Source organism: Pseudidiomarina gelatinasegens (assembly GCF_004025325.1).
Lineage (GTDB): Bacteria > Pseudomonadota > Gammaproteobacteria > Enterobacterales > Alteromonadaceae > Pseudidiomarina > Pseudidiomarina gelatinasegens.
This window is the reverse complement of the sequence record NZ_RSFE01000009.1, coordinates 53,346-79,626: the sequence shown is the minus strand read 5'-3', so window position 1 is coordinate 79,626 and position 26,281 is coordinate 53,346. Positions and strand designations below refer to the sequence as shown.

24 protein-coding genes are annotated in these 26,281 nt (G+C 48.6%); 15 read left to right on the top strand and 9 right to left on the bottom strand.

Going from position 1 to position 26,281, the window contains the following annotated elements:
• Positions 1 to 169: 169 nt before the first annotated feature.
• Genes EGC76_RS10680 through EGC76_RS10670 form a run of 3 tightly spaced genes read right to left on the bottom strand, consistent with a single transcriptional unit; the run spans position 170 to position 4,326 of the window.
• On the bottom strand, positions 170 to 1,348 hold the full coding sequence (locus EGC76_RS10680) for an E22 family MetX-like putative esterase (RefSeq protein ID WP_128352994.1): 1,179 nt from the start codon (positions 1,346 to 1,348) through the stop codon (positions 170 to 172).
• Positions 1,345 to 3,012 carry a long-chain fatty acid--CoA ligase gene (locus EGC76_RS10675; protein WP_128352993.1) on the bottom strand — a complete coding sequence of 556 codons (1,668 nt, stop codon included), beginning with the start codon at positions 3,010 to 3,012 and terminating at the stop codon, positions 1,345 to 1,347. The genes EGC76_RS10680 and EGC76_RS10675 overlap by 4 nt, the downstream gene beginning before the upstream one ends.
• A gap of 18 nt (positions 3,013 to 3,030) precedes the next feature.
• Complete coding sequence (locus EGC76_RS10670; RefSeq protein ID WP_128352992.1) at positions 3,031 to 4,326, bottom strand: GntP family permease; 1,296 nt, start codon at positions 4,324 to 4,326, stop codon at positions 3,031 to 3,033.
• Between the two features lie 233 nt (positions 4,327 to 4,559).
• On the opposite strand from EGC76_RS10670, the gene EGC76_RS10665 reads away from it, so the two are divergent.
• The gene (locus tag EGC76_RS10665) at positions 4,560 to 6,806 is read left to right on the top strand and encodes a TonB-dependent receptor (RefSeq protein WP_128352991.1); all 2,247 of its coding nucleotides are present in this window, start codon (positions 4,560 to 4,562) and stop codon (positions 6,804 to 6,806) included.
• A gap of 80 nt (positions 6,807 to 6,886) precedes the next feature.
• The gene (locus EGC76_RS10660) at positions 6,887 to 7,585 is read left to right on the top strand and encodes a response regulator (RefSeq protein ID WP_246013967.1); all 699 of its coding nucleotides are present in this window, start codon (positions 6,887 to 6,889) and stop codon (positions 7,583 to 7,585) included.
• Here EGC76_RS10660 and EGC76_RS10655 read toward each other — a convergent pair.
• A complete protein-coding gene (locus tag EGC76_RS10655; RefSeq protein WP_128352990.1) occupies positions 7,563 to 10,940 on the bottom strand; it encodes a hybrid sensor histidine kinase/response regulator in 3,378 nt (1,125 codons plus the stop codon). The genes EGC76_RS10660 and EGC76_RS10655 overlap by 23 nt on opposite strands.
• A 2-nt stretch (positions 10,941 to 10,942) precedes the next feature.
• Complete coding sequence (locus EGC76_RS10650) at positions 10,943 to 11,569, bottom strand: trimeric intracellular cation channel family protein (protein WP_128352989.1); 627 nt, start codon at positions 11,567 to 11,569, stop codon at positions 10,943 to 10,945.
• A gap of 187 nt (positions 11,570 to 11,756) precedes the next feature.
• On the opposite strand from EGC76_RS10650, the gene yajC reads away from it, so the two are divergent.
• Genes yajC through EGC76_RS10600 form a run of 10 tightly spaced genes read left to right on the top strand, consistent with a single transcriptional unit; the run spans position 11,757 to position 19,655 of the window.
• Positions 11,757 to 12,092 (top strand): preprotein translocase subunit YajC, encoded by a 336-nt coding sequence (yajC, locus tag EGC76_RS10645; RefSeq protein ID WP_128352988.1) that lies wholly within the window; start codon positions 11,757 to 11,759, stop codon positions 12,090 to 12,092.
• A gap of 19 nt (positions 12,093 to 12,111) precedes the next feature.
• Complete coding sequence (gene secD, locus EGC76_RS10640; RefSeq protein WP_128352987.1) at positions 12,112 to 13,959, top strand: protein translocase subunit SecD; 1,848 nt, start codon at positions 12,112 to 12,114, stop codon at positions 13,957 to 13,959.
• Positions 13,960 to 13,968: 9 nt separating this feature from the next.
• Positions 13,969 to 14,916 (top strand): protein translocase subunit SecF, encoded by a 948-nt coding sequence (gene secF / locus EGC76_RS10635; RefSeq protein WP_128352986.1) that lies wholly within the window; start codon positions 13,969 to 13,971, stop codon positions 14,914 to 14,916.
• A 31-nt stretch (positions 14,917 to 14,947) separates the two neighbouring features.
• Entirely contained in the window at positions 14,948 to 15,730 is a 783-nt protein-coding gene (gene yaaA, locus EGC76_RS10630; protein WP_128352985.1) for a peroxide stress protein YaaA, read from the top strand.
• Positions 15,731 to 15,749: 19 nt separating this feature from the next.
• A complete protein-coding gene (locus tag EGC76_RS10625; protein WP_128352984.1) occupies positions 15,750 to 16,616 on the top strand; it encodes a DUF3014 domain-containing protein in 867 nt (288 codons plus the stop codon).
• Positions 16,616 to 17,224, top strand: coding sequence for a 1-acyl-sn-glycerol-3-phosphate acyltransferase (locus EGC76_RS10620; RefSeq protein ID WP_128352983.1), 609 nt, complete (start codon positions 16,616 to 16,618; stop codon positions 17,222 to 17,224). The genes EGC76_RS10625 and EGC76_RS10620 overlap by 1 nt, the downstream gene beginning before the upstream one ends.
• Before the next feature lie 50 nt (positions 17,225 to 17,274).
• Complete coding sequence (gene ribH / locus EGC76_RS10615; protein WP_128352982.1) at positions 17,275 to 17,739, top strand: 6,7-dimethyl-8-ribityllumazine synthase; 465 nt, start codon at positions 17,275 to 17,277, stop codon at positions 17,737 to 17,739.
• An 11-nt stretch (positions 17,740 to 17,750) separates the two neighbouring features.
• Positions 17,751 to 18,170 carry a transcription antitermination factor NusB gene (nusB, locus tag EGC76_RS10610; RefSeq protein ID WP_128352981.1) on the top strand — a complete coding sequence of 140 codons (420 nt, stop codon included), beginning with the start codon at positions 17,751 to 17,753 and terminating at the stop codon, positions 18,168 to 18,170.
• A 12-nt stretch (positions 18,171 to 18,182) separates the two neighbouring features.
• Positions 18,183 to 19,178 carry a thiamine-phosphate kinase gene (gene thiL / locus EGC76_RS10605; RefSeq protein ID WP_128352980.1) on the top strand — a complete coding sequence of 332 codons (996 nt, stop codon included), beginning with the start codon at positions 18,183 to 18,185 and terminating at the stop codon, positions 19,176 to 19,178.
• A gap of 3 nt (positions 19,179 to 19,181) precedes the next feature.
• Positions 19,182 to 19,655 carry a phosphatidylglycerophosphatase A family protein gene (locus EGC76_RS10600; RefSeq protein WP_128352979.1) on the top strand — a complete coding sequence of 158 codons (474 nt, stop codon included), beginning with the start codon at positions 19,182 to 19,184 and terminating at the stop codon, positions 19,653 to 19,655.
• On the opposite strand, the gene dxs is transcribed toward EGC76_RS10600, so the two are convergent.
• The 3 genes from dxs to EGC76_RS10585 are packed head-to-tail and all read right to left on the bottom strand — an operon-like array spanning position 19,623 to position 22,633.
• Complete coding sequence (dxs, locus tag EGC76_RS10595) at positions 19,623 to 21,497, bottom strand: 1-deoxy-D-xylulose-5-phosphate synthase (protein WP_128352978.1); 1,875 nt, start codon at positions 21,495 to 21,497, stop codon at positions 19,623 to 19,625. The genes EGC76_RS10600 and dxs overlap by 33 nt on opposite strands.
• 3 nt (positions 21,498 to 21,500) lie before the next feature.
• On the bottom strand, positions 21,501 to 22,400 hold the full coding sequence (gene ispA, locus EGC76_RS10590) for a (2E,6E)-farnesyl diphosphate synthase (protein WP_246013966.1): 900 nt from the start codon (positions 22,398 to 22,400) through the stop codon (positions 21,501 to 21,503).
• Positions 22,397 to 22,633, bottom strand: coding sequence for an exodeoxyribonuclease VII small subunit (locus tag EGC76_RS10585; RefSeq protein ID WP_128352977.1), 237 nt, complete (start codon positions 22,631 to 22,633; stop codon positions 22,397 to 22,399). Before EGC76_RS10585 ends, ispA begins: the two co-directional genes overlap by 4 nt.
• Before the next feature lie 127 nt (positions 22,634 to 22,760).
• Between EGC76_RS10585 and thiI the strand changes: the two genes are divergently transcribed.
• Complete coding sequence (gene thiI / locus EGC76_RS10580) at positions 22,761 to 24,272, top strand: tRNA uracil 4-sulfurtransferase ThiI (protein ID WP_128352976.1); 1,512 nt, start codon at positions 22,761 to 22,763, stop codon at positions 24,270 to 24,272.
• Positions 24,273 to 24,283: 11 nt separating this feature from the next.
• Positions 24,284 to 24,637, top strand: coding sequence for a VanZ family protein (locus EGC76_RS10575; RefSeq protein WP_128352975.1), 354 nt, complete (start codon positions 24,284 to 24,286; stop codon positions 24,635 to 24,637).
• Positions 24,638 to 24,641: 4 nt separating this feature from the next.
• Here EGC76_RS10575 and srmB read toward each other — a convergent pair whose 3' ends face one another.
• Positions 24,642 to 25,844: an ATP-dependent RNA helicase SrmB gene (gene srmB / locus EGC76_RS10570; protein ID WP_128352974.1), complete on the bottom strand. Its 1,203-nt coding sequence runs from the start codon at positions 25,842 to 25,844 to the stop codon at positions 24,642 to 24,644.
• 159 nt (positions 25,845 to 26,003) lie between these two features.
• On the opposite strand from srmB, the gene EGC76_RS10565 reads away from it, so the two are divergent.
• Entirely contained in the window at positions 26,004 to 26,234 is a 231-nt protein-coding gene (locus EGC76_RS10565) for a hypothetical protein (protein ID WP_128352973.1), read from the top strand.
• The last annotated feature ends 47 nt before the right edge of the window (positions 26,235 to 26,281 follow it).

Sequence of the window (26,281 nt, the reverse complement as noted above, 5' to 3'; positions counted from 1 at the left end):
CGATAGCCAGTGCTGTTGTGAGTTGCATAAAAAAATCCGTAGCTAGAATTAACTAACTACGGATTCTGATCCATTGGGAGGATCGGTCAACCGATCGCTAAAACATTTCTTAACTGATCGGCATTAGGCTATATGCCGGTGTTTTTCTTCGAATAAGCTTCCTGAAACTCTATTCGTTTATAAAGTCAGCCAGCACATTCGCTTTCGATTGAATGTTATATACCCCGTCAAGGTGACCAAAAGTACCGTCAATTTCATCGTACTGGGGTGACTTGCCTTGAGCTTTCAAAATCTCGACCGTCTGCTTAGCTAAATAAGGCTGCAGTAACAAATCGTTTTTGGCTGGTAAAAAGAGCGTTTTAGCTTTAATTTTTTCTAAGCCGGTGGCTAAGTCTGTGTCATGCCCAGCAACAAAGAGTTGATTGGCTCTAACCAGATAGAGCAAGTGATTCGCATCGGCCAGTGGGGCATTTTTTGCAGCTGCGCCAAACCAAAAATCAGTTGCGGGTAAGCCGTTCATAACACTTTCAAGCGCAGATTTTGGCAATACCTCTTGTTTAGGTGAGGTTTGATTAAAAGCTACAGGGTGCATCGCTTGTTGCGTGATCATCACGAGCGTATTCGTCACACCGGTTAATGGTGCCTCGCCATCATAATAATTACCTTGGTTCCAGTTCGGATCCAGCTTAATAGGTCGTGCCCAGTGCTCCAAGGCAGTTATTGTCCAGGCATCCATAGCACCTGTACCAATAACCGATACCATGCGCTCTACCATATCCGGATAAGCTGATGCCCATTCAATGGCCTGTAACGAGCCCATTGATGCGCCAACCACGGCATGTAACTTTTCAATACCAAGGCTTTGCAGCAAGGCATGCTGCACATTAACGAAATCACGAATAGTCACCACGGGGAAATCGAGACCATACGGCTTCCCAGTTGCTGGGTTCGTTGAGGCTGGTCCCGTTGTAATAACGTGCGGTAAATGTGGGAAAGCGTTGACTAAGGTGTCTGAACTAATCACATAGTACTTATCTGTATCAATCGCTTTGCCGGGCCCAATAATCGCATCCCAGTAACCTGGCTGAGGATCATTCGCCGTATACTTACCCGCGGCGTGACTGTTGCCGGAAAAGAAATGCGTAATCAGAATCACGTTATCTTTGGCTTCGTTAAGCTCACCGTAGGCTTCCCAGCCAACGGTAACATCAGCAATAGTTTCACCACTTACTGTAGTGAAGTCTTTGGTTGTGAACGATTTCTTTTCGACCATTAAGTCAGCCTGAGCAGCACCACAGGCTATCAGGCTGGCGCTAAGAAGTAGGGCTGTAAGTGTTCGCAAAATCATGATGATTGCTCCACAAGGTAATTGAAGTACTGCTTACGCAGTTCGTTTTTAATAAGTTTGCCAGTGCCGGTATGCGGTAAGCTTTCCACCACAACAATGTCGTCAGGTGTCCACCATTTCGCGATTTTACCCGCCATAAATTGATAGATTTCCGCTTTATCTATGGTGTGTCCGCTATTCGCCACCAACAACAGTAAAGGACGCTCGTCCCACTTTGGATGTTTTACACCAATGACACAGCTTTCATTGACAGCCGGATGTTGGCTGGCAATATTTTCGATCTCCAACGAGCTGATCCATTCACCGCCGCTTTTAATCACGTCTTTTTTCCGGTCCACAACCTTCATGTAGCCGTTCGCGTCAATTACCGCGATATCGCCAGTGGCAAGCCAACCACCAGCAAAGGCTTCGGGATCATCCCGTTGAAAATAGCTTTTGGTAATCCAAGGCCCGCGAACCTTCAACTCACCCGAGGTAACGCCGTCATGCGGTAACGGATTGCCGTCAGCATCAAAAACCTCCATGTCGACCCCAAAACAAGCGCGACCAGCAGTGGTTTGAATGGCATAGCGTTCAGCTTTAGGCAAGGCGAGTAGCTGCGGTGTAGGCGGCGCAGAGCTGGCCAATGGGCCTGTTTCAGTCATGCCCCAGATTGGCTGCCAGTACACATCGTATTTTTCATCGTAGGTTTTCACTAACCCCAATGGCGAGGCCGCACCACCAACACAGACGCGCTCAAGGCTGCGTACGGTCAGGTTATGGGTACTCAAATGGTTATGCAGCGTAAGCCAAATGGTGGGCACCCCAAGGCTAACAGTAACCTGTTCTTCGCTAATAAGCTGATACATGGCTTCACCCGACATACCATTACCGGGCAATACCAGTTTGCAGCCAGCTAACGGCGCCGCATAGGGCGCACCCCAAGCGCCCACGTGATACATAGCAACCATCGGCATCAGCACGGTGTCGTTACGCAAGTCGAGCAATTCGGGCCCCATAGTGGCTTGGGCATGCAACACTGTTGAGCGATGTGAGGTGAGCACACCTTTGGGGTTGCCGGTCGTGCCCGAGGTATAGCAAAGCAGCGCCGCACTGTCTTGATGGAATGTCGGCCAGTCAAAATGATTTGATTGCGCAGCAAGCAGGGTTTCGTAGTTATGAACGGGCAACCAAACATGGTCGAGTTCAGGCTGCCTATCGGTGTCCGCGAGTACCACCACACCTTTTACGGTTTTCAACTCATTGACAAACTCATCGAGCAAATCGACAAAGCACAAATCAATAAATAGCCAGCTGGCTTCGGCGTCATCTAAAATCCAGCGAATCTGGTCAGCCATTAAACGTGGATTAACCGTGTGCACCACAGCACCCGTTCCACTTACGGCGTAATAGAGTTCCATGTGCCGGTAGGTATTCCAAGCCAAGGTTGCAACGCGTTCACCCGGCTCAATACCAAGGCTCTGCAGTGCATTCGCCAACTGACAACTGCGTGAATAACAATCGGCGTACGTATACCGGTGTATATCGCCTTCAAGCCTGCGTGACACAATTTCTTGTTGTGGGTGGCGCCGCATGGCATGACGCAGTAAATCAATAATCATCAACTGACTATTTTGCGCTTCGCCCGCTAATATCGGATTCGGTTGTGTCGTTGTTTCAAACATATAAGTTCCCTGGTACTACTACCACCAAATAAACAAGCCAATTGCCACAGCTAACCCAACAAATGGCACCACAACAGTTACTGCCGCAACTGGCCAATAAGCTGCTTGATGGGTTTCTTTACAGATGCCGCGAATGGTTGTTACCACATAGCCATTGTGCGGCAATGAGTCGAGTGCGCCTGATGAAATCGCCACAATACGGTGCAATTGATCAGGGTTCACACCAACGTCAATGTAATGCGGGCCAAGTACCGGCAACGCAATTGCCTGACCGCCTGAAGCAGAGCCAGTTAAACCGGCAATAACACTTACAGCTACTGCGGCGCCGACCAGTTCATTGCCGGGTAAGTTGGTCATAACGGCAACGGCTTGTTCAAATGCCGGCGTTACTTTCGCAATGCTACCGAAGCCAACTACCGCAGCTGTGTTACCTATGGCAACCAGAGCTCCGGTTGAGGCTTCCGTCAGTGCTTGTGAAATATTCTGAAAGTATTTGTGGTTTATGATAGCCAGCGATAAAACGCCGCCTGACAGAGCAATAATCAGCGCGTTTTGCTTCAGTTCTTCGTGAAATAGAAAGCTTAATGAGAGCACCACCACCAGTGGTACCAGTCCGCTGATAGGGGACGGTAATTTGCGCTCAATGTTCTTTGGGTCATCAGCACGCACTTCAAAGCTCTCGCCATTAGCGACCGCGCGGCCAATTAACTGGCTGAGCCACCAATAACCGAACAAGGCCATTAGCACCGCAACGAACAAGCTGACTTCCCATGCTGCGTAAGGTGAGGTGCCAAGGTATTGAATTGGAATCCAGTTTTGTATTTCCGGCGAGCCCGCTGATGTCATGGTAAAGGTTACTGAACCGAACGCGAGAGCGGCAGGAATAAAGCGCCGTGGTAAATTGGCATCTTTAAAGAGTGCTAAGGCCATCGGGTAAACCGAAAATGCGACCACGAATACACTAACGCCGCCATAGGTAAGAATGGCACAGGCTAAGACCACAGCTAACATGGCACGTTTACGGCCAAGCTTAGTGATAATCCACTTTGCGACACTATCGGCGGCTCCAGTGTCTTCCATGAATTTGCCAAAGATAGACCCCAGCAAGAACATAAAGAACCAAGCGGCAACAAAGCTGGCAAAACCATCCATGTAGGCACTTACGAAGTTGAGCTCACCTTGAAACAGCGGAACATTACTGCATAAAGCGACCAAAACAGCGCACAAGGGCGCGCTTATAAATAAATTCATTCCACGCAAAGTTAGAATGATAAGTAGGACTAATCCGCCTACGAGTCCAATCATGCTTAACATGCATTACCTCTTTGAAGGTTGTTTCAGGGGGTACCATGACCTGAAGCGCTGCGGTGATGGAAAGTATCATGCGGCAATCGCTGTTTTTTTTACATAGTACTAACGTACAGAATACAAAAGCAAAACTTTAAGCTAGGGTACATAAGCCATGACAACAGTTTGCTTTCGTTGCACTGATATATAAATAAAACAACAGCATACAAAACAACTTAACAATCCGGGAGAACGACATCATGAGTCAACCCATTTTTCGCCGCTCGCTGCTTGCAGCCACTATCGCCTCAGTAATGGCGGTGCCTGCATACGCTCAGCAAGAAGAGCAAACAAATGAAAACGAATTTAAAGGGCTTGAGCGTATTCAAGTTACAGCGCGTCGTAAATCGGAAAGCATTCAAGATGTTCCGGTTTCAGTCAGCTCTTTCAGCGCCGATGACCTTGAAGAAATCGGTGTCGAAGACATCACTGAATTGCAACAGCGCGTGCCGAACACAACCATGCAAGTTAGCCGTGGTACCAACTCAACGTTAACTGCTTATATTCGCGGTGTTGGTCAGCAAGATCCGCTTTGGGGTTTTGAGCCAGGCGTTGGTGTTTACATTGACGATGTTTATGTTGCGCGTCCGCAAGGTGCGGTATTAGAAGTATTCGACATTGAGCGTATTGAAGTACTGCGCGGCCCACAAGGCACACTTTATGGTAAGAACACCATTGGTGGCGCAATGAAATACGTGACCAAAGAGTTAACGGGCTATAACGAGTTAAATCTGCAAGGTACAGTTGGTACCTTTGGTCAACGCGATATCAAAATCTCGGGCCAAACAGCTCTGTCAGACAACTTCTTTGTTGGCGGTGCAATTGCATCGTTGCAACGTGACGGTTACGGCGAGTTCGTTAATACCGGTGACGAGAACTACAACAAAGACGTTATGACCGGTCGTTTAAGTGCAAAATGGCTAGTGACTGACGACTTGTCAGTGAAGCTCTCTTATGACAAAACCAAAGATGAATCCAACCCGAAAGGTGGCTACCGCTTAACCAGCAGCCAGTTAACAGGTGAAGAGCCATACGATGATGTTTATGATTCAAATATCGCAATGCCAGTTGAAAACTTGGTTGAAACCGAGGGTTGGTCAGCGGTTATCGATTGGAACGTCAATGAAAACCTAACGCTTAAGTCAATCACTGCGGGTCGTGAAGGTTATACTGACACTAATATCGACTTTGACTCAACCGGCGCTGGCGCACTGTTAGTGCCTGCAATCTATCAAGATGAGCAGTTCACCCAAGAAATCCAAGCTTTGTACACCAACAATGATAATTTCGACTTCGTTGGTGGCTTGTATTTTTATGACGGTGAAGCATGTGGTGACTTCGGTACTGTATTGCCGCAGTTAGGCCTAACATTGGATACCGGTGGTTGTGTTGATACCGAAAGCCAAGCACTTTATGGCCAAGGCACGTATCGCTTTAACGATGCACTGACCTTAACTTTAGGTGGTCGATACACCAAGGACGACAAAGCTGCAGACGTATACCGCTACACTTATTTGGGCATTCACTTCTTGAACCAGCCGGGTGATTGGGGCGCGCCATTAATCGTCAATTCAGATTTTTCAACTGAAGCTGACTGGAGCCGTTTCTCGCCACACGCAAGTTTAAGCTATCGCTTGAATGACGACATGATGCTCTATGGTAGCTACAGCAACGGCTTTAAGTCTGGCGGCGTAGATATGCGCGCCGATGTGTCACTGAACCCTGACGCACAGAACCCATATGACCCAGAAATTGTTGATACCTTTGAGTTCGGTATGAAATCTGATTTGTTGGATGGCCGCATGCGCTTAAATGCTGCAGTGTTCTACTCCGACTATCAAGATATGCAAGTAACGGTTCAGCGCGCTGTAACCGCTGGTGTTGCATCGCAAGTGCTTAACGCTGCTGAAGCGACGGTTTCAGGTTTTGAAATCGAAACGGTATTAGCAGTTACTGATAGCCTGAATGTGAATGCCGCTATTGGTCATGTAAATGCTGAATTTGATTCAGTTATTTTCTTTGACCCAGTCGCTCAAGAAAATACCGACGTATCAGATGTTTGGTCGTTTGCTAATACACCTGAGTGGAGTGCGAATGTTGGCTTTAGCCAATCATTTGATAGCAGCATTGGTCAATTGGTCTGGAACGGAAACCTTGCGTATCGCAGTGAAACGCAAATTTTCGAAGTGCCTTCAATGCTTGATATGGGCGGCTACAGCCTCGCCAATACCAGCTTGAATTGGTTATCTGATGACGGAAAATGGAACGTTGGTTTGCATGTGAAGAATATTGGCGACAAGATTTATCGTCTTGCTGGCTACAACTTCGCAGCGCCACGCGATGCTGACGGAAACCGCACTGGCCCAGGCCTTGGTGGCGAAGACACAATCGTTGGTTACTACGGTGACCCACGTACTATCTCCCTGTCTGTGGGGTATAAGTTCTAACGCTATGTTCTAACCCCATACAGTGGTTACCTGATATTGATTGCAGGTAACCACTGACTTTTTTCTTTGGACGCGCTAGCATGACCACTTCAGTTTCAATCCAATCAGGTTCAGGCATGGCGCGTGCAATTATCGCTGATGATCATCCATTATTTCGAGCTGCACTAAAACAAGCACTGGCAGAAACGCTGGATGCTCCTATTCTTGAAGCTGCCTCATTTGAGCAATTATTAGAATTAATTCAAGCACACCCACAAATTGAACTGGTGTTACTAGACTTAACCATGCCCGGTAACAAAGGGCTGACCGGTCTAACCTCACTGCGTAGTCGCTATCCAGATATTCTCGTTGTGATTGTCTCCGCGAACGAGCAAGTGCCGACCATTCGCCAAGCGATGGCGTTCGGAGCCAGCGCATACATTCCGAAATCGATGCCACTGGTGGAATTGCAACAAGCAGTGCATAGCGTGCTGGCGGGTGATACCTGGTTACCTGAATACTTGCGCGATACAGTCGACGCAGAGTCGCCCACAGAATATGTCGATTTCGCACAGCGACTGGAGCAGCTTACGCCGCAACAGTTTCGCGTTTTAGAATGTTTGGCAGACGGTTTGCTCAACAAGCAAATAGCGCACGAGCTAAATGTTCAAGAAACCACCATCAAACAGCACGTTTCGGCTATTTTGCGTAAATTGAATGTAATTAACCGTACTCAGGCGGGGATTATCTTTAAACAAATGCTTAATTCGTCAGGATTCAACGCCGAAGCAGACGTTTAATCAGCCGTTTCAGTGCGGCGGTTTTAATTGGTTTTGGCGTGAATGACGCGTGGTTAGCAATCACTTGCTCACGCACGTTCTCGTCAGGGTCGGCTGAATTAATTATCGCGGGTAGCTGCCAATTGCCAAAGTGTTCGCGTACAGCATGTAACACGTTAATTCCCGTATCGTTATTATCAAGATGGTAATCAAACACCAGCAAATCTGGCTGAGCCGACTGCCACGGTAGCTGATCTCTGTTTGCAGCCGTCGCAACCGTTGCTCCCCAACTTTCAAACAGCTGCGCCATGGCTTGTAATACGCTCGCGTCATTGTCGAGCAGCCACACGCGAATATCTTGTAAGAACATCTCAGAAGCCACCGGGGCGTTTGCTCGGGTGCGCGATAATTGGCGTTGCCAAGTAACGTTATGAAAAGTAAGTGTGAACACGGTGCCGCGCTCAACTTGAGATTCGAGCGACAAAGGAATATCTAACAGCCGGCACATGCGCTCCACAATGGCGAGGCCAAGACCTAAGCCGGGATTGTCGCCACTTTGATTAACCTGATGAAACTCTTTGAAAATTTTATTGCGCTGATCATTAGGTATGCCGCGCCCGGTATCGATAACTTTAAGCTGAAGCGAATTTCCCCGGCGTTTTGCGCCGATTAAAATTTTACCCTGGTCGGTGTAACGAACGGCATTGGACAGCAAGTTTTGCACGATACGGCTGATCATTTTGCGGTCGGTGGTTAGTTGCGCGCGGGTTGGTACATAGCGTACTTGAATGGCTTTATCGGCAGCAATAACCTGCTGGCTATCCACCAAGGGTTGAATAATGTCATGCAACGCCACCAACTGCTGATTAACTGGAAGGTTGCCGGCTTCCAGGCGCGTCATTTCCAGTAGCATGGTTAGCAATTCTTCCGCATTGTGCAGCGACTGCTGTATTTGCCGAGCAAGTTGCGCGGGCTCGTCGGTTAGCCGTTGGGCCAACATATCGCAAAATAGGGTTGCAGCGTTAAAGGGCTGCATTAAGTCGTGACTTACCGCCGCGAAAAAGCGCGATTTACTTTGGTGAGCCCGCTCTTCGGCTTGTTTTGCTTCCAATAACTGCGCGGTTCTATCTGCAACGCGTTGTTCCAGCTCAACGTTTACTTTTTCAAGCGCGCGTTGGGCCTGCACCAACTCGGTGATATCGGTATAGGTTGTCACAAAGCCGCCACCCGGCATCGGCGCGCCTTGCAGTTCAATAACATGGTCGCCTTGCTGGCGCTGGTAGCGGTAAGCACTGCCTTGACGCAAATAATTGATGCGCTTGTCAACTTCATCATCAAGGTCAGAATTCGCATCAGCATGAATCAAGCCGCGCTTCGCATTGTAGCGAAGCAAGTCAGCTACCGGCATGCCTGCTTGCAAGAAGCCGGGGGGATATTGAAACACCTCAACATAACGGTGGTTCCATGCCACTAACCTTAAGTCTTGATCAATAACGCTAATGCCTTGCGGAATATTCTCCACCGAGGCTTGCAGCAGTTCACGGTTGAACTTGTAAAGCTGTGACGCTTCGGTGGCCCAGGTTACAACTTGCGCGATGGGCACAGTCGGTTGCTGTGTGACAGTATCAAGTAAGATGCGGCTGGCGGCACTACCTATGACTGCAGAAAGCTCGCGCTCTATGCGTGCCAATAGGGTTCCTGGTACCAATTCATCGGCGGGGGCGGTGGTTAGGTCATGGTTTAACCGTTCACTTAAACGCTCCAGTTCAATGGAGTCAAAAAATCGTGCTAATAACTGGCGCAACCGGCCCCACGAAATCGCTTGGTGTTGATACAGCTCCGGGTGACCCCCGGTTGGGTCGGTAAACAAACGGTGCTGCTGTTGCTCAACAGAATTCACCTTGATGAGCCAAGAAAATACGATGTAGATAACGAGGTTGGCACCTAAGCTGGCGAGTACGCCTGAGCTTAAGTCGACATCTGACAAACCTCGGTTTAATTGGATAGACGGGATAAACAGCAACCATAACCACATGGCTGTACCAACCGCTATACCGATACTTGCTCCCGCTTTGTTACCCCGTTGCCAAACCAAGCCACCAAGCAGCGCGGGCGCAAGTTGTGCCAGCAGAGCCAAAGACAACAAGCCGGCGTTCACTAAAGGTAAATTGGCTTCGGTGAGTTTATGAAAACCAAACGCCAACAAGATAATAACGGTGATGGTGGTGCGGCGAATGCGCAAGATACGTTTGGGGGTGAAGGTAACATTACGCAGTTTGCGCTTGGTTGCGCGCAGCCAAAACGGCATCACCACGTCGTTAGACATCATAATACTGAGTGCCAGGGTTGCGATAATAACCATGCTGGTGGCAGACGCTAAGCCGCCAATGAACGCAACTGTGGTTATCCACGGCGTATCGGCTTGCAGTAATACCGAAATCATAAAGGTGTCTGACTGAGCCGCTTCTGGCACCAGCAATAAACCGGCAAGTGCGATAGGTAAGATAAATAAATTAATCGCGAATAAGTAAAGCGGAAAGGCCCACCGTGCGGTCCGTAGCTCTTCTGGGTCAGTATTTTCGATGTAACTGACATGAAATTGCCGGGGTAGGCAAAACATTGAAATGCCGCCCAATAAAATATGGGTTAAGTAAACAAATCCACCACTTGGCTGGCCTTCTAAAACCGTGCTGACCTGGACGGACTGAGCTGCCTGCAAAAACACATCGGCCACGCCATCAAATAATGAATAACTCACGTAGATACCCACACCCATAAACGCGAGCAGTTTCACCACGGACTCAAATGCAACAGCATCCATAAGTCCTGAATGCTGCTCGGCAAGGCTCATGCGGCGGGTTCCAAATAGTATCGCGAACATCATCATGGCCAACGCGACGAGAGCGGCGATATCACCAAACCAGGGCAGCGGTTTGTCGGCTAAACCGGTGACTGCAGCAAAACTGCCGGTTACCGCGCGTAATTGCAGCGCAATATAGGGCACAATACCGATAAGGGCGATGAGCGCCACAGCCAAGGCCAGCGTTGGTGATTTGCCATATCGGTGGCTTATAACATCGGCAATTGAGGTAAGATTTTGTTGCTTACACACGTGCAGTAAGCGCATCTGAATACGGTGCGCAAACAGAAACACCAGCATGGCACCCACATAGGTTGGGGCTACCGACCATCCGTAGTAGGCTGATTGCGTGATGGTGCCGTAGAATGCCCACGTGGTGCAGTGAATGCCTTGGGCTAGCGCGTAACGATAGGGCTTAACTTGGTTCGGTGGTTTGCGTTCACCACGGTAGGCGATGCTGTAAAGAATTGCGATGTAGGCAACAGCAAGCAATATAGCAACGCCAGTACTTAGCATGGTTAACGGTGCCCGTCGTTGTGCTCATGAAATACAATGAGCGACCATTGCCAACGAATTGCGCCCAGCCGAATGAGAATGGTTGTTACCCCGCCGACCACAATTGCGAGCAGTTGCGAGTAGGGTGCAATAAACACAAAAACGGTAGCGCCTATCAGGCACGTTGTGGCGTACAGCTCACCTTTTAGTACCATGGGTACATCGCGCGCCAATACATCGCGGAGCATACCGCCGAAACAGGCAGTCATCGTGCCCATAATGATGCAGATTAACGGTGAAAAACCAGCTTCTAAAGCTTTTAACGCACCCATGACGGTGAAGAAGCCAACACCCACAGCATCGGCTAAAAGTAAGGTTTTTTGGTGAATATAATCTTTGTAGCGCAGCCACAGAATAGTGACTAATGCGGCTAATGCAACGGTGTATAGATAGTTGGGGTCATACACCCAAAATACCGGCATATCGAGAATAAGATCGCGCGTGGTGCCACCGCCAATGGCGGTTACAGTGGCAAGAACAATCACGCCGAAACCGTCCATGTTCTTGCGAAAGGCTAATAGGGTGCCAGAAACCGCAAAAACGGCCACACCTAAATGGTCAATCCAATAAAATAGCGTCGCTAGGTCCATATTATCGTTGTTCTTCCAATTATTTGCGCTTACTGAAGGTTCAGTGTACGTCAATTTTCTCCCTATTTAAGCAGAAATTCGTTAGAATGCCCGCCATTCATTAAAAAATAGAGAATTGGGCTTGTTTGCACTACATTTAGCCCCATCTCTAACCTCAACAACTTAAAAATACAGAAAGGGGATATTCATGGATTTCTTAATTCCAACGGCATACGCACAAGAAGCTGGCGCACCTCAAGGCGGCGGTATGGAACTTGTTTTCATGCTGGTTATGTTCGGTTTGATCTTTTATTTCATGATCTACCGTCCACAAGCCAAACGCGTTAAAGCGCATAAAGAACTTATTTCAAACATCGGTAAAGGTGATGAAGTATTGATGAACGGTGGTTTCGTTGGTCGCATTACTAAAATCGCTGAAGACAAAGACTTTATGGTGATTGCAGTTGCGGAAGGTATGGAAGTAACTGTGCAAAAATCAGCAGTTACCGCAGTACTGCCAAAAGGTACGATGAAATCTCTGTAACATGAGATAAGGATTTAACGTGTTAAATAAGTTTCCGCTCTGGAAAAACCTGATGGTCATCGCCATTTTGGCGGTGGCTGCCTTGTATGCGTTGCCGAACATTTACGGTGAAGACTATGCGGTGCAAATTTCCGCCAGCCGAAATGCCTCGATTACAACCGATACGCTAGGCACTGTTGAACAAACCTTGGAACGGCTCGAAATACAACCGAAAGGTGTCACGCTTGAGAATGATCAAATCTTGGTGCGTGTTAACTCTGACGTTGAGCAGTTACAAGCCCGTGATGAGATTTTGCGTGATTTAGGCACCGATTATATCGTGGCGTTAAACTTAGCGCCGGCCACACCGGATTGGTTAGCTGATCTTGGTGCTGAACCAATGAAATTGGGCCTCGACTTACGTGGTGGTGTTCACTTCTTAATGGAAGTGGATATGCAAGAAGCCACACGCAAAATTCAAGATCAAATGCGTGACACAGTGCGTACCGAGCTGCGTGAAGAGCGTATTCGTTCTACCAATATTCGTCGTCAAGACAGTGATGTGGTGGTCGAGCTGCGCAGCAGTGAAGACTATGCCGCGGCAGAGCAGTACTTAGATAACCGTTATCCGGGTTATACGCTCATTGAAGAAGAAAGCAGCAAAACACTGCGCCTTCGAATGACCGACGCGAAATTAAAAGAAACCCAAGACTACGCAATTTCTCAAAACGTAACGATTTTGCGAAATCGTGTGAATGAGCTGGGTGTTGCAGAACCTGTGGTTCAGCGCCAAGGTGCAGACCGCATCGTGGTGCAACTTCCGGGTGTTCAAGACACTGCGCGCGCCAAAGAAATCCTTGGTGCAACCGCAACCCTGGAGTTTCGTCTGGTTGACGATGAAAACAGCTTACGTGACGCCGAAATGGGTCGTGTGCCTTTTGGCGCTGAGTTATTCCCGAATCGCAACGGCGGTAATACGCTATTGCGCGAAGACGTGATTCTTACCGGTGACCACATTGTCAACGCTAGCTCAGGCTTTGACGAAAACCAACGCCCGCAAGTCAGTATCTCCTTAGACGGCGCAGGTGGTGACAAAATGTCTTTGGCCACGCGTGATAACGTAGGCAAGCCAATGGCAACCTTATTTATCGAGTTTAAGGCCACTGGCGAGCGTGACGAAAACGATCGCATCGTGTTTGAACGCCACGCCGAAGTCATCAACGTTGCAACCATTCAATCACGCTTGGGCAGCAACTTCCGTATTACCGGCATCAGCTCGCAGCAAGAAGCGCAAAACCTCGCGTTGTTATTGCGTGCTGGTGCATTGATTGCACCAATTCAGATTGTCGAAGAGCGCACCTTGGGTCCAAGCTTGGGTAAAGAAAATATCGCGCTTGGCACACAAGCAATTATCTGGGGCTTTTTGCTGGTCGTTGCCTTTATGATGGTGTACTACAAAAAGTTTGGTTTGGTGGCAAACCTTGCGCTTACTGCAAACCTGGTACTTATTATTGGCGTGATGTCGATGATTCCAGGCGCAACGCTTACCTTGCCGGGTATGGCGGGTATTGTTCTTACGGTTGGTATGGCGGTTGACGCCAACGTACTTATATTTGAGCGAATACGCGAAGAAATAAAAGCGAAGCGCAGTCCGCAGCAAGCGATACACCATGGTTATGACAGTGCATTTTCAACCATTATGGACGCGAACGTAACCACTTTGATTGTTGCAGTTATCTTGTTTGCTATCGGCACTGGCCCAGTTAAAGGCTTTGCTGTGACGCTAGCAATCGGCATTATCACCTCGATGTTTACCGCAATTGTCGGTACCCGTGCAGTTATTAACGCTGTTTGGGGTGGCAAACGCATCGATAAGTTGTCGGTATAAGGGGAATTTATGCACGAGCTAATTAAAACAAACAAAACACTTTCATTCATGCGCTTTCGTTTTGGCGCATGGATAATCAGTGGCCTCCTGATACTCGCATCGATTGTGAGCTTGAGCGTTAATCAATTGAATTGGGGCTTAGACTTCACCGGCGGTACCGTTATTGAAGTGGGTTATGAAACCTCAGCTGATTTACCAGCGATTCGTAAATCACTTGATGCCAATGGTTTTGGTGGTGCAGTAGTTCAAAACTTTGGTACCCAGCAAGACGTGTTGATTCGCGTAGAACCGCAAGAGGGTGTGAAAGCGCAGCAGTTGGGCAACGAAATTCTATCGATATTGCGCAGTGAAAGTGACGGTGCAGTGGAAATGCGCCGAATTGAATTCGTTGGACCGCAAGTGGGTGATGAATTGACGGAGCAGGGCGGTTTAGCCATGTTGACCGCTCTAATTTGTATTCTCATTTATATTGCTATTCGCTTCGAATGGCGATTAGCGCTTGGTGCGGTAGGCGCCTTGGCGCACGACGTTATTATCACGCTGGGTTTATTTTCCGTTTTAGGTTTAGAGTTTGATCTTACCGTATTAGCAGCTTTACTTGCTGTAATTGGTTACTCGATAAACGATACCGTGGTGGTCTGTGACCGAATTCGAGAAAACTTCCGTAAGTACCACAAAGGTACTTCTGAAGAAACCATCGATGGCGCACTAACCGATACCATGAGTCGTACAGTAATCACGTCATTGACAACGGTGCTGGTACTAACTGCTTTATTCTTATTAGGCGGTCAGTTAATTCACGGTTTCGCTACAGCATTATTATTCGGTGTGGTAATTGGTACGTATTCATCAATTTACATTGCCAGTTCACTCGCCTTAGCATTGGGCGTTAGCCGCGAAGACTTAATGCCACCAGAAGTAGAGAAAGAGGGCGAAGACCTCGAACCAATGCCTTAACAGGCAGGGCAAGACTTAAACGGAGATAATTATGCTGGTAGTGATTTCACCTGCTAAAAATTTGGATTACGACAGTCCTTTACCGACTGACAAGCACAGTCAGCCGCGTATGTTGGAGCGGGCCCAAGAGCTGGTGGATCGTTGCCAAGCTTTATCTCCGCAGCAGCTCAGCGAGCTGATGAAGATTAGTGATAAGTTGGCAGGACTAAATGCCGCTCGATTTACCGAGTGGCATACCCCGTTTACAACCAATAACGCTCGCCCGGCAATTTATGCTTTTGACGGCGATGTCTATTCCGGACTCGCCGCCGAAAAACTTTCTGAAGATGCAATTTCATATGCTCAGGAACATTTACGCATATTGTCGGGTCTATATGGTGTATTACGGCCATTGGACTTGATGCAACCATACCGTTTAGAAATGGGTACCAAGTTAGACACCGCGCGCGGGCGTAACCTTTACGAGTTTTGGGGTGACGAAATCACCGACATGTTGAATGAAGATTTAGATGCGATTAAGTCTGATCTTGTCATCAACCTGGCTTCGCAGGAATATTTTTCCAGTGTGCAACCGAAACGCTTGAATGCACGTGTCATTACACCAGTATTCAAAGATGAGAAAAACGGTCAATTTAAAGTAATTAGTTTTTGGGCGAAAAAAGCACGCGGTATGATGGCTCGGTACATTATGACTGAGCAACCAAAAACAGTGGCTGAACTGCGCCAATTTAACGCCGGTGGTTATCGCTTTAATGCAGATGAGTCCACCGAGAGTGAGTTGGTATTTTATCGCGCTGAACGCGACCAAAAGTAACACTGTTAAGGGGTAAGCAATGAGAGATTTTGGGCAGGAGCAAGGGCAGCCAGCAGCGACATCTACGCATAAAGGTAAGCTTATCTTAAGCGTCATTGCGGTTATCGCAATTGCGATTGTCGTGGTCTTTTGGTTAGCACAGCAGCAAGAGAAGCAGGTAGAGCCCGAAATCAAGCAACCTGACCCTGTGTCTCAGCAAGTTCCTGAGCAGCAACCTGAGCCGGTTGAACAATCTGAAATTGATGAACCAATACCTGAAATTAGCGAGACGGTTGAGTTAGAACCTGAACCAGCGCCAGAGCCAGCCAAGCCGCTACCAGCGTTGGCTGAGAGCTCTGAGGTTGTGTTGGCCGAGCTGCAAGAAGCCGAGCAGGATATCGCGCCAGTTGTTAGCAAGCAGATTATTCGTGACGCCGTGGTGTTTGTCGATAACCTGCGTCAAGGCATGGTGATTCGTGAGAAGGCCGTTATCGAAGGTCCGAAAGCCCAATTCCGTGTACTGGAACAGAACGGTAAAATCTATATCGATCCGCGCAGCTATGACCGCTACAACCCGATTGTGGACTGGTTTGTAAGCTTGGACACTGAAGTTTTGGTGACTATGATGGACCGTTATCGCCCATTAATCAGCGACGCACTTGCCGAGATTGGTTACCCTGATCAGAACCCGAACGACGTGTTGCTAGAAGCTATCGACACGTTGTTAGCAACGCCTTCGGTCGGCACTGTCATTGAGTTGAATGACGACAGTGTAATGTACCGTTATGCAGACCCTACCTTAGAAGAATTGCCTGCTGCGCAGAAGCAAATGTTACGTACGGGCCCAGATAATATTCGCCGTATCAAACTGAAACTTGAGTCAATACAACAGGCTCTCATGCAGTAATGAAAGACGCTTCATCAGCTCAAATCCCTGCGGAAATTCAAGGTGACTTTCCGCTTCGAGGAAACGCTTTTAGCCGTTGGGTTGGGCGTACCGGCCTATTATTATTGGGTGGTTGGAAAGTTGAAGGTGACCTGCCTCAGGTACGCAAAGCCATTATTCCGGTTGCGCCGCATACATCGAACTGGGACTTTTTCATTGGCGTGTTTGCAATGCTAGCATTGGGTTTGAACTTAAGTTTTTTAGGCAAGCACACCATATTTCGTTTCCCAGTTAATAGCTTACTGCGCTGGCTAGGTGGCATTCCCGTCGATCGACGCGCAGCCAGTGGTGTGGTGGAGCAGATGGTTGCTCAGTTTCAGCAGCGTGAGCATCTGATTTTGGCGTTGTCGCCAGAAGGCACACGCAAAAAAGTTGCTGAATGGAAAAAAGGTTTTTTACATATAGCCCAGTCCGCGAAGGTTCCCGTAGTGCCTATTGCGTTAGACTTTTCCCGTAAAGTCATTGAGATTACCCCAGCACTTATGATCCGTGGCGAAATTGACGCCGAATTGTTACGCGTTAAGGCAGCTCTAGCGCATGCGGTCGGAAAACATCCAGAACATGCCTGATCGGCAAATTTGTGCTATTATCGCGCCGATTTTAAGAAAAGGATTCAACCATGAAAGTTATTGAAGGCGGAATTGCCGCTCCCGGTAAGAAATTTGCGATTGTCGTCTCTCGGTTTAACCACTTTGTGGTTGATAGCCTGTTAGAGGGCGCTTTAACAACGCTGAAGCATTATGGCCAAGTAAATAGTGACGATATCACTGTAGTACGCGTGCCTGGTGCCTATGAAATTCCACTGACAGCGAAAAAGCTGGCGAAGTCAGGTAACTACGACGCGATTATCGCTGTTGGTGCAGTTATCCGTGGCGGTACGCCGCATTTTGATTTTGTTGCTGGCGAGAGTAACAGTGGCCTTGGTCGCGTTGCCCTTGAGCACGAAGTACCCGTTGCATTCGGTATTATAACCACCGACAGCATTGAGCAAGCCATTGAACGTAGCGGTACCAAAGCCGGCAATAAAGGCTCCGAGGCGGCACTCAGCGCACTCGAAATGGTTAATGTTCTGAGCCAAATTTAAGAGAGTAGATAATGAAACCAGCTGCACGCCGTAAGGCTAGAAAACTTGCCGTACAGGCGATTTACTCATGGCAATTAACGCAAAATAGCATGAGTGATATCGAAGCACAGTTTTTAACCGATAACGACACCAGTAAAATTGATGTGGATTACTTCCTTGCGTTAGTGCGAGGCGTAGCCGGTCAATCGAATACATTGGATGCGTCGCTTGAGCCGTTTTTAGACCGCCCATTGAAAGATCTCGATCAAGTAGAGCGTGCGGTACTGCGGCTAGCTGCCTATGAACTACGTGAGCGTTTAGACGTTCCGTATAAGGTCGCGATTAATGAAGCGATTGAGCTTGCAAAAGCTTTCGGTGCTGATGACAGCCATCGATTTGTAAATGGTGTGCTCGATAAAGCAATTGATTCCCTCCGTGCTGCTCGCCAGTAGGTGAGAAACGATATGGCCTTTGGTGAGTTCGATCTCATTGAAACCTATTTCACGCACCGCTTACCCAAGCGCGATGATGTTGAAATAGGCATCGGTGACGACGGTGCTGTTACGCGAGTTCCAGATAATTCTGACTTGGTTATTGTAACCGATACCATGGTGCAGGGTGTTCACTTTGATGAGGACACGCCTGCCCGAGCCGTTGGCCATAAAATTGTTGCGGTTAATTTAAGTGATTTAGCTGCCATGGGCGCTGAACCAGCTTGGATTAGCTTGGCGATCAGTTTGCCGCAGGTTAATCAAGAGTGGTTAACAGGCTTCGCGCACGGATTGCGTGAAATCTGTGACTACTATAGCTGCCAGCTTATTGGTGGCGACACCACACAGGGGCCGCTATCGATTACCGTGACAGCGCATGGTTTTGTGCCGCGCGGTAAGGCCGTTCGTCGTGATGGGGCCAAGCCCGGTGACTGGCTTTATGTAAGCGGCACCCTAGGTGATGCAGGCTTAGCTTTAGCTGCCCGTCAACATCGCCGTAAACTTAACCCTGATTACCAACGCCGCTTAACAGAGCGGCTTTATTTCCCTTCACCACGCGTTGCCCTAGGGCAATCTTTACGCGGCATAGCTAGCAGCGCCATAGACGTGTCTGATGGCTTGTTGGCTGACATCAAGCATGTACTCAAAGCCTCCCACGTAGGCGCGCGTATCAGCGTGGATGAATTGCCACTGTCTATGGCGCTAACCGAAAGCCTTTCGGCTGAAGATGCTTTAACGTATGCGTTAACTAGCGGTGATGACTATGAATTGTTATTTACTGTGCCAGAGTCTCAACGTGGACTGTTTGACACAGTAACCGCACACAGCCCCAGCAAACCGGTATGTATTGGCAGAATTACCAGTGACGCTGAAGTGCTGCAGCTACGGCACGGCGATGAACCTTGGGAACTACCGGAAACAGCACATGGCTTTGAACACTTTAGCGCCTCAGCCATTGAGTCGGACTAAGCTATGAAACGCTTATTGCTGCACCCCGTTCACTGTTTAGCGCTTGGATTCGGTAGCGGCCTGGCACCGAAAGCACCTGGCACCTTCGGCACATTGGCGGCCATTCCGCTCGTATTTGCGATGCAGTATTTAAATATTGTTGGCTACGCTTTGGTGACAATCATCGCGGCAGTGGCGGGGCTATGGATTTGTGGGTTTACCGCAAAAGCGCTCGGTGTACACGACCATCCTGCGATAGTCTGGGACGAAATTGCCGGCTATATGATTGCAATGTTTGCATTGCCATTTACCTGGTACAACGTGCTTGGCGCGTTCGTGCTTTTTCGGTTTTTCGATATCTACAAACCTGGTGCAATTGGCTGGTGCGATAAAAATCTAAAAGGTGGGGCGGGGATCATGGTTGATGACTTGCTGGCCGGCGTGGCCAGCGTCACCGTATTACACTTACTTCAGACGGGCTTTAATTTGTTCTTCTAAGCCCGCTGCGTCAAGTTTCAGTTCGTGGCGAATCTCGTCTTGGCTACCGTGTTTAATGAAGGCGTCTGGCAAACCTAAATGCAGGAGTTGCATGGCTTTCCCTTGCGATGCCAAATACTCACTCACCGCACTGCCAGCACCACCAGCAATGACGTTCTCTTCAACCGTTACGATAAGTTCATGCTCCGCGCAAACGCTATCAATTAAGTCAGTGTCGAGCGGCTTCACGAAGCGCATATCAACAACCGTCGCATTGATTGCTTCGGCGCAGGTTTGCACCTCTTCAAGCAGGGTACCGAAATTTAAGATAGCCACGCCTTGCCCATTTTTCACAATTCGGCCCTTGCCAATTGGCAATTGTTGCATGTGCTCGTCCATTTTAACGCCAATACCATTACCACGCGGGTAACGCACAGCGGCTGGGCCCTGATGCAGATGCCCGGTATAGAGCATGTTGCGGCATTCGTTTTCGTCGCTAGGCGCCATAATCACCAGGTTAGGCACGCAGCGCATGTAGCTTAAATCAAATGCGCCCTGGTGGGTTGGGCCGTCAGCACCAACGATGCCCGCACGGTCTATGGCGAACAACACCGGCAAGTTCTGTATCGCCACGTCATGAATCAATTGATCATAACCACGCTGTAGGAACGTTGAATAGATAGCGACAACTGGGTTGTACCCGCCAATTGCTAAGCCAGCTCCAAAGGTAACCGCATGCTGTTCGGCAATAGCTACATCGAAATACTGGTCAGGATATTTCTGCGAAAATTCGACCATGCCGGAACCTTCGCGCATGGCTGGCGTAACCGCCATGAGTTTGCCATCGGTTGCCGCCATTTCGCACAGCCAATCGCCAAACACTTTGGAATACGATGGGGTGCCTGGCTTCTTGCTTGGCAGCGATGTTTGTTTCGGGTCAAATTTAGGCACGCCGTGATAACCGATAGGGTCTTTCTCAGCTGGCCCATAGCCTTTGCCTTTGCGGGTAACCACATGTAAAAACTGTGGGCCTTTCAAGCTGCGCATATTACGCAGTGTATCCACCAGCAAGTTCACATCGTGCCCATCAATTGGGCCAATGTAGTTGAAGCCAAGTTCTTCAAAAATAGTACCTGGTGCAACCATGCCTTTCACATGCTCTTCAGCACGGCTGGCAAGATGCGAGATACCAGGCATGCCTTGCAGTAACTTTTTACCCCCTTCACGAATGGAGGTGTAAACCTTGCCGGATAAAACGCGCGCAAGGTGATTATTCAGTGCGCCAACGTTTTCGGAAATCGACATGTCGTTGTCATTAAGAATCACTAACATGTCGGGCTTAATATCCCCCGCATGATTGAGTGCTTCAAAAGCCATGCCGGCAGTAATCGCGCCATCACCAATTATAGAAACGATTTTTTGCTGACTGTTATTACGTTGCGCGGCAATCGCCATACCTAAAGCAGCACTTATCGAGGTGCTGGAATGGCCAACGCTTAGCGTGTCGTATTCGCTCTCTTCACGCCATGGGAACGGGTGCAAACCATCTTTTTGACGAATGCTGTGCAACTGATTTTTACGGCCTGTCAGTATTTTATGCGGATACGCCTGGTGGCCAACATCCCAAACCAACTGATCATGTGGTGTTGAATACACATAATGCAGTGCCACGGTGAGTTCCACCGTACCTAAGCCCGAAGCTAAATGCCCGCTGCTCTGGCTAACCGAATTAAGCAGAAACTCACGCACCTCCGCACATACCTGCGGTAGCTGACGCTCATGAAGTAAGCGTAAGTCTGCCGGTAGGTTGATAGTGTCCAACAAAGTTGCTGAAGACGTTGAGTGACTGCTAGGTGACGACATGTATTAATGATCCCGGTTCAGCAGATGATCTGCGAATGCTTCCAATATATGGGTATTGTAAGGAATTTTGCTCAGCGCATGAAGCGCTTTATGGTGTAAATCGTGTAACCGTTGCTTCGCGCCGTCTATTCCAAGCAAGCTTACATAGGTTGCTTTGTTGGCATGCAGGTCGCTGCCCTGGGTTTTACCAAGCGCTGCGGTATTACCAACAACATCTAAAATGTCATCCTGCACCTGAAATGCCAGACCCAGATAATGCGCGAACGCATCAAAGTGAGCACGATACGATTGGGCTTCTGCATGCCCCGCCAAAACGCCGAGTTGCACAGCGGCACGAATTAACGCACCGGTTTTATGAATGTGTATTTGGGCCAGCTCAGACTCAGGCAGCTTCATACCCGTTGCGGCTAAGTCTAATGCCTGACCACCGCACATACCACGGTCACCGCTGGCATCAGCAAGCACATGAATCATTTCCAGTTGGCGGGTAGGGTCCAAGGCTTTGTCGTTGGTACTGAGCAATTCAAAAGCAAGGGTTTGCAGCGCATCGCCAGCTAAAACGGCCGTAGCTTCGTCAAATGCAATGTGGCACGTTGGTTGACCGCGGCGTAAGCTGTCGTTATCCATGGCGGGTAAGTCGTCGTGGATCAATGAGTATGCATGCACGCATTCAACGGCGGCCGCAGCCCGTTCTAAGCTATGTTTATTAGCACCGCATAATCGGCCAACCTGCAGCGTTAAGAAAGGGCGCACACGCTTACCACCGAGCACCAAAGCATAATGCATGGCCTCATTGAGGCGCGGTGCCAGCGCAGTACGCTGCTCAAGTAAACGCGTCAGTTGTTGATTAAATTGTTCCCGCGTTTCATCCAGCAGGGCTTGCAGGTGTTCGCGTTGGTTCACGCGTCGTCCTCAGCTGCTGGCTGAAATGGTGCAAGAGTTTCCGCGCCTTGCTGTTGCAATAGCTGACTGACTTTCTGCTCAGCTTGCTGCAATTTCTGTTGGCTTAAGCGGGATAATTTCACGGCCTGCTCGAACTGTTCAAGCGCTTGTTCTAACGGCAGTTCGCCTTGCTCAAGCTGAACCACAATACGCTCAAGTTGTTGCATGGCTTGTTCAAATGATAAATCGCTCATAAGGCTAGTGAATCCAGTGGCTGTGCTGTTATATGGCGCACAAGTTACCTTGATTCCGCAGTGCGGTCAAATCAGGTATAATGCCGCGTTTTTACACGAAGTAACATAAACGGCCGTAAATAATATCATGAAATTTATAGTTCGATTGCACGCAGAAATCACCATTAAAAGTAAAGGCGTTCGTAAACGCTACGGTAAGGTACTGGTAAATAATCTGAAAAGTATCTTGCGACGTAACGAAGTAGACGCCAAGGTTATCTGGTGTTGGGATAGAATCGAAGTGGTTGTTGCGAACGATCAGCAGCAAGGCGCCGAACAAATCAGCGAACTCTTACAACGCATTCCGGGTATCTCGTGGTTTAGCCGTTCACATGAGCTGCCTTTGCCTTACGGAAATGCGAGCGGTGACCCAACCGACTTTGAGCCGATTATGGCGGAAGTATTGCAGTGTTGGCAGTCCTCTTTGCCGAACAAGAGTTTCGCTGTTCGCGTAAAACGAAAAGGGACACATCCTTTTCGCTCAATAGATTTAGAGCGTTACTTAGGTGGCGCCATTTTACAGCATTGCCACAATAGCCGCGTGAACTTAGGCCGGCCAGACGTTGAGGTACGTGTTGAAATCGATAATGACGTGGTTCGTGTATTCGGTGACAAGCAACAGGGCTTAGGTGGCTTCCCGCTGCCTACCCAAGAAACCGTGTTAAGTCTGCTTTCGGGCGGCTTTGACTCAAGTGTTGCGAGTTTTCAGCTGATTCGCCGCGGTGCGCGTGTGCATTTTTGCTTTTTTAACTTAGGCGGGGCACAACACGAAACGGGTGTCAGGCAAACTGCTTATTACCTGTGGCAGCAATATGCCAGTTCACATCCGCTTAAATTTATTAGTATCGACTTCGCACCTGTGGTGGAAGAGATTCTTACCAAAATAGATAACGGCTTAATGGGCGTGGTATTAAAACGCCAAATGTTGCGGGCGGCAGAAATGGTTGCTGATAAACTGCACACCGCAGCAATCGTAACCGGGGAAGCACTTGGTCAAGTGTCGAGCCAGACGCTTAGTAACCTTAGTGTAATTGACGAAGCCACCAATAAACTGGTGCTGCGCCCGTTGATTACTATGGATAAACAAGAAATCATTAACATTGCGCAACAAATTGGTACCGCCGATTTTGCGCGAAGTATGCCAGAATACTGTGGTGTGATTTCTAATAAGCCGACAGTGAAAGCACAACGTGATGCGTTGATTGAAGCTGAGGCTGCATTGGATGCGAGCCTGCTGGAACAGGTTGTGCGGCAGTCGCGCGTTGAAGAAGTCAGCCAAATTGGCAGTGCGACGGAAGAACAAATTCAAAAAGTTGACTCGGTCAGCACGGTCGACGGTTCAACCAGCGAAATTATCGATATTCGCAGTAGCGATGAAGTTGAGCGAAGAGCTTTTATTGCGCCAGGCGCGGATATTCAGGTACGCCATATTCCGTTTTTTAAATTGGCAGCGGCGTTTGCTGAACTTGATCCGAGTAAAACCTATTTGTTGTATTGTGACAAAGGGGTAATGAGTAAATTACAGGCCCTGTATTTGCAAGAGCAGGGGTACAAAAACGTTGCAGTGTTCCAGCCTGAAAGCAAGGCAAACAAGTCGTAAAAGGATACTAAATGACGCCAAGAAATGTTGCTCGAATTATATTTTTAATTGTACTGATAGGGTTGTCGGTTGCTTTTCTCGTGCAAATTTCTGGCAATCAAGTACCGCGGTTTGAGCATGCAGATAAAGTTGTTCATTTCGGTGCTTTTTTTGTTTTGGCCCTTACATTTCATCGGGCCTTTCCAATCCCGATATGGGCAGCGTTGGCTATTTTGACGTCTTATGGTTTGGCAATTGAGTGGGCGCAAGACTTATTGCCCTATCGGCAGGCCAGCTTAGGTGATTTGCTTGCTGATGCGGCTGGCGCCGCAACCTATTACGCGTTCGCCTATTGGCGCTTTCACCATAAGAAAAAAGCTAAGTAGTTGCCTACTTAGCTTTCTTTTTCTTTGCTTTTTTCTTTTTCGACTTGCCTGGCGTAGGGAATTTATACTGCGGGCGTAAGTCATCTATTACACGACGTTCCATTTTGACCTTTTGGTAGCGCTCAATCCGCCCAAGTAGTTCGGCATCATGTGCTTCTACCAAGGCAACGGCTACACCCGACTTACCGGCGCGGGCTGTGCGGCCAATGCGATGCAGGTAAACGTCTGCCTGCTTCGGCAAATCAAAGTTAATAACCACTTCAATATCGTCAATATCAATACCGCGCGCAGCAACATCAGTTGCAATCAACGTACTGTCTTCGAACTTTTCCATGCGCGCGATAATGCGTTGGCGATCTGACTGCGGCATATCGCCACGTAAGGTCAGCGTTTTAACGCCGGCAGACTGCAGTTTCCCGGCCAGCTCTTCAACACGCTCGCGGGTACGAACAAAGATAATACGGCGCCCTTTGTATTCGCCCAGAATTCGCTCAAGAAGCTTGAATTTGTGCGCCGCGGTATCTGCCTGATACCAGCGTTGGACTATTTTACCGCGCTCGCGCTTCGGCGGGTCGATGGTAATTTGCTGCGGCTCTTTTTGAATCTCCGCAGAAAAACGTTGCACCCCAGTGCTGTCTAACGTGGCAGAAAACAGCAGAGTTTGCTTAAGATTGCGTGCTTCGTTAACGAGCTGTTTCACGGCACTGGTGAAGCCCATGTCAAGCATACGATCGGCTTCGTCAATCACCAACCACTCAACGCTTTCAAGTTCATATTGGTCAGCACCAATCAGGTCCAGCAAGCGGCCAGGCGTCGCCACCACAATGTCATGGTTGGCTTGCAAAGCTTGATGCTGTGAGCCGTAATTGACGCCGCCGGTAATTAATACCGTTTTCAGGTTGGTTGTTTCACCAAACGCATCGGCTTGTTCTGCTATTTGCTGCGCTAATTCGCGCGTTGGCGCTAAAATCAAGATGCGTGCAGACCCTGGGTGCCGACGTGGGAAATCCAGCAAATGCTGAATAGCTGGTAGCAGAAAGGCGAGTGTTTTACCCGTACCCGTCGGCGAATTAACCAATAGGTCGTGCCCTTCAAGGGCCGCTGGAATTACGGCTTGCTGTACTTTAGCGGGCTTGTTAATGTCAGCTGCTCGTAGAACGTCGATGAGTTCATCGTCCAGTTCGAGTTCATCCCAATCGGGTGTCATGCGTTATTCCTGTAGTTACGGAGAAGCCACGGAGAAGCCGATGGGCTTTCAATGCCAGCAATTTTACCTTAAAGATGACCAATGTGCGATGCTTGAAAACATTAAGTCTGCAGAGATATTTATTGGTATAGTTGTGGCGAATCACAAAAGGAGATGTGTATGATTTTCGAACATTCTTTTACTTCGGGTATCGGCATTTTTTATTTACTTCTTACGGCTATAATTCATGTCGTATTAGCCGTTGCCGTGTATTCAGATGCGCTTTCAACCCGACGAGCCGGTAAGAATATTTATTTATTGAATGGATTCTTTTGGTTCATTTTAACGCTTGTTGCTGGAATACCGAGTGCAGCGCTCTACTGGTTTGTTAATAAATTCGACCGAGCGTGATTGGCGAAATTGAAAGGTGAGAGAAAGGGAGCCAAAAACCTTGGCTC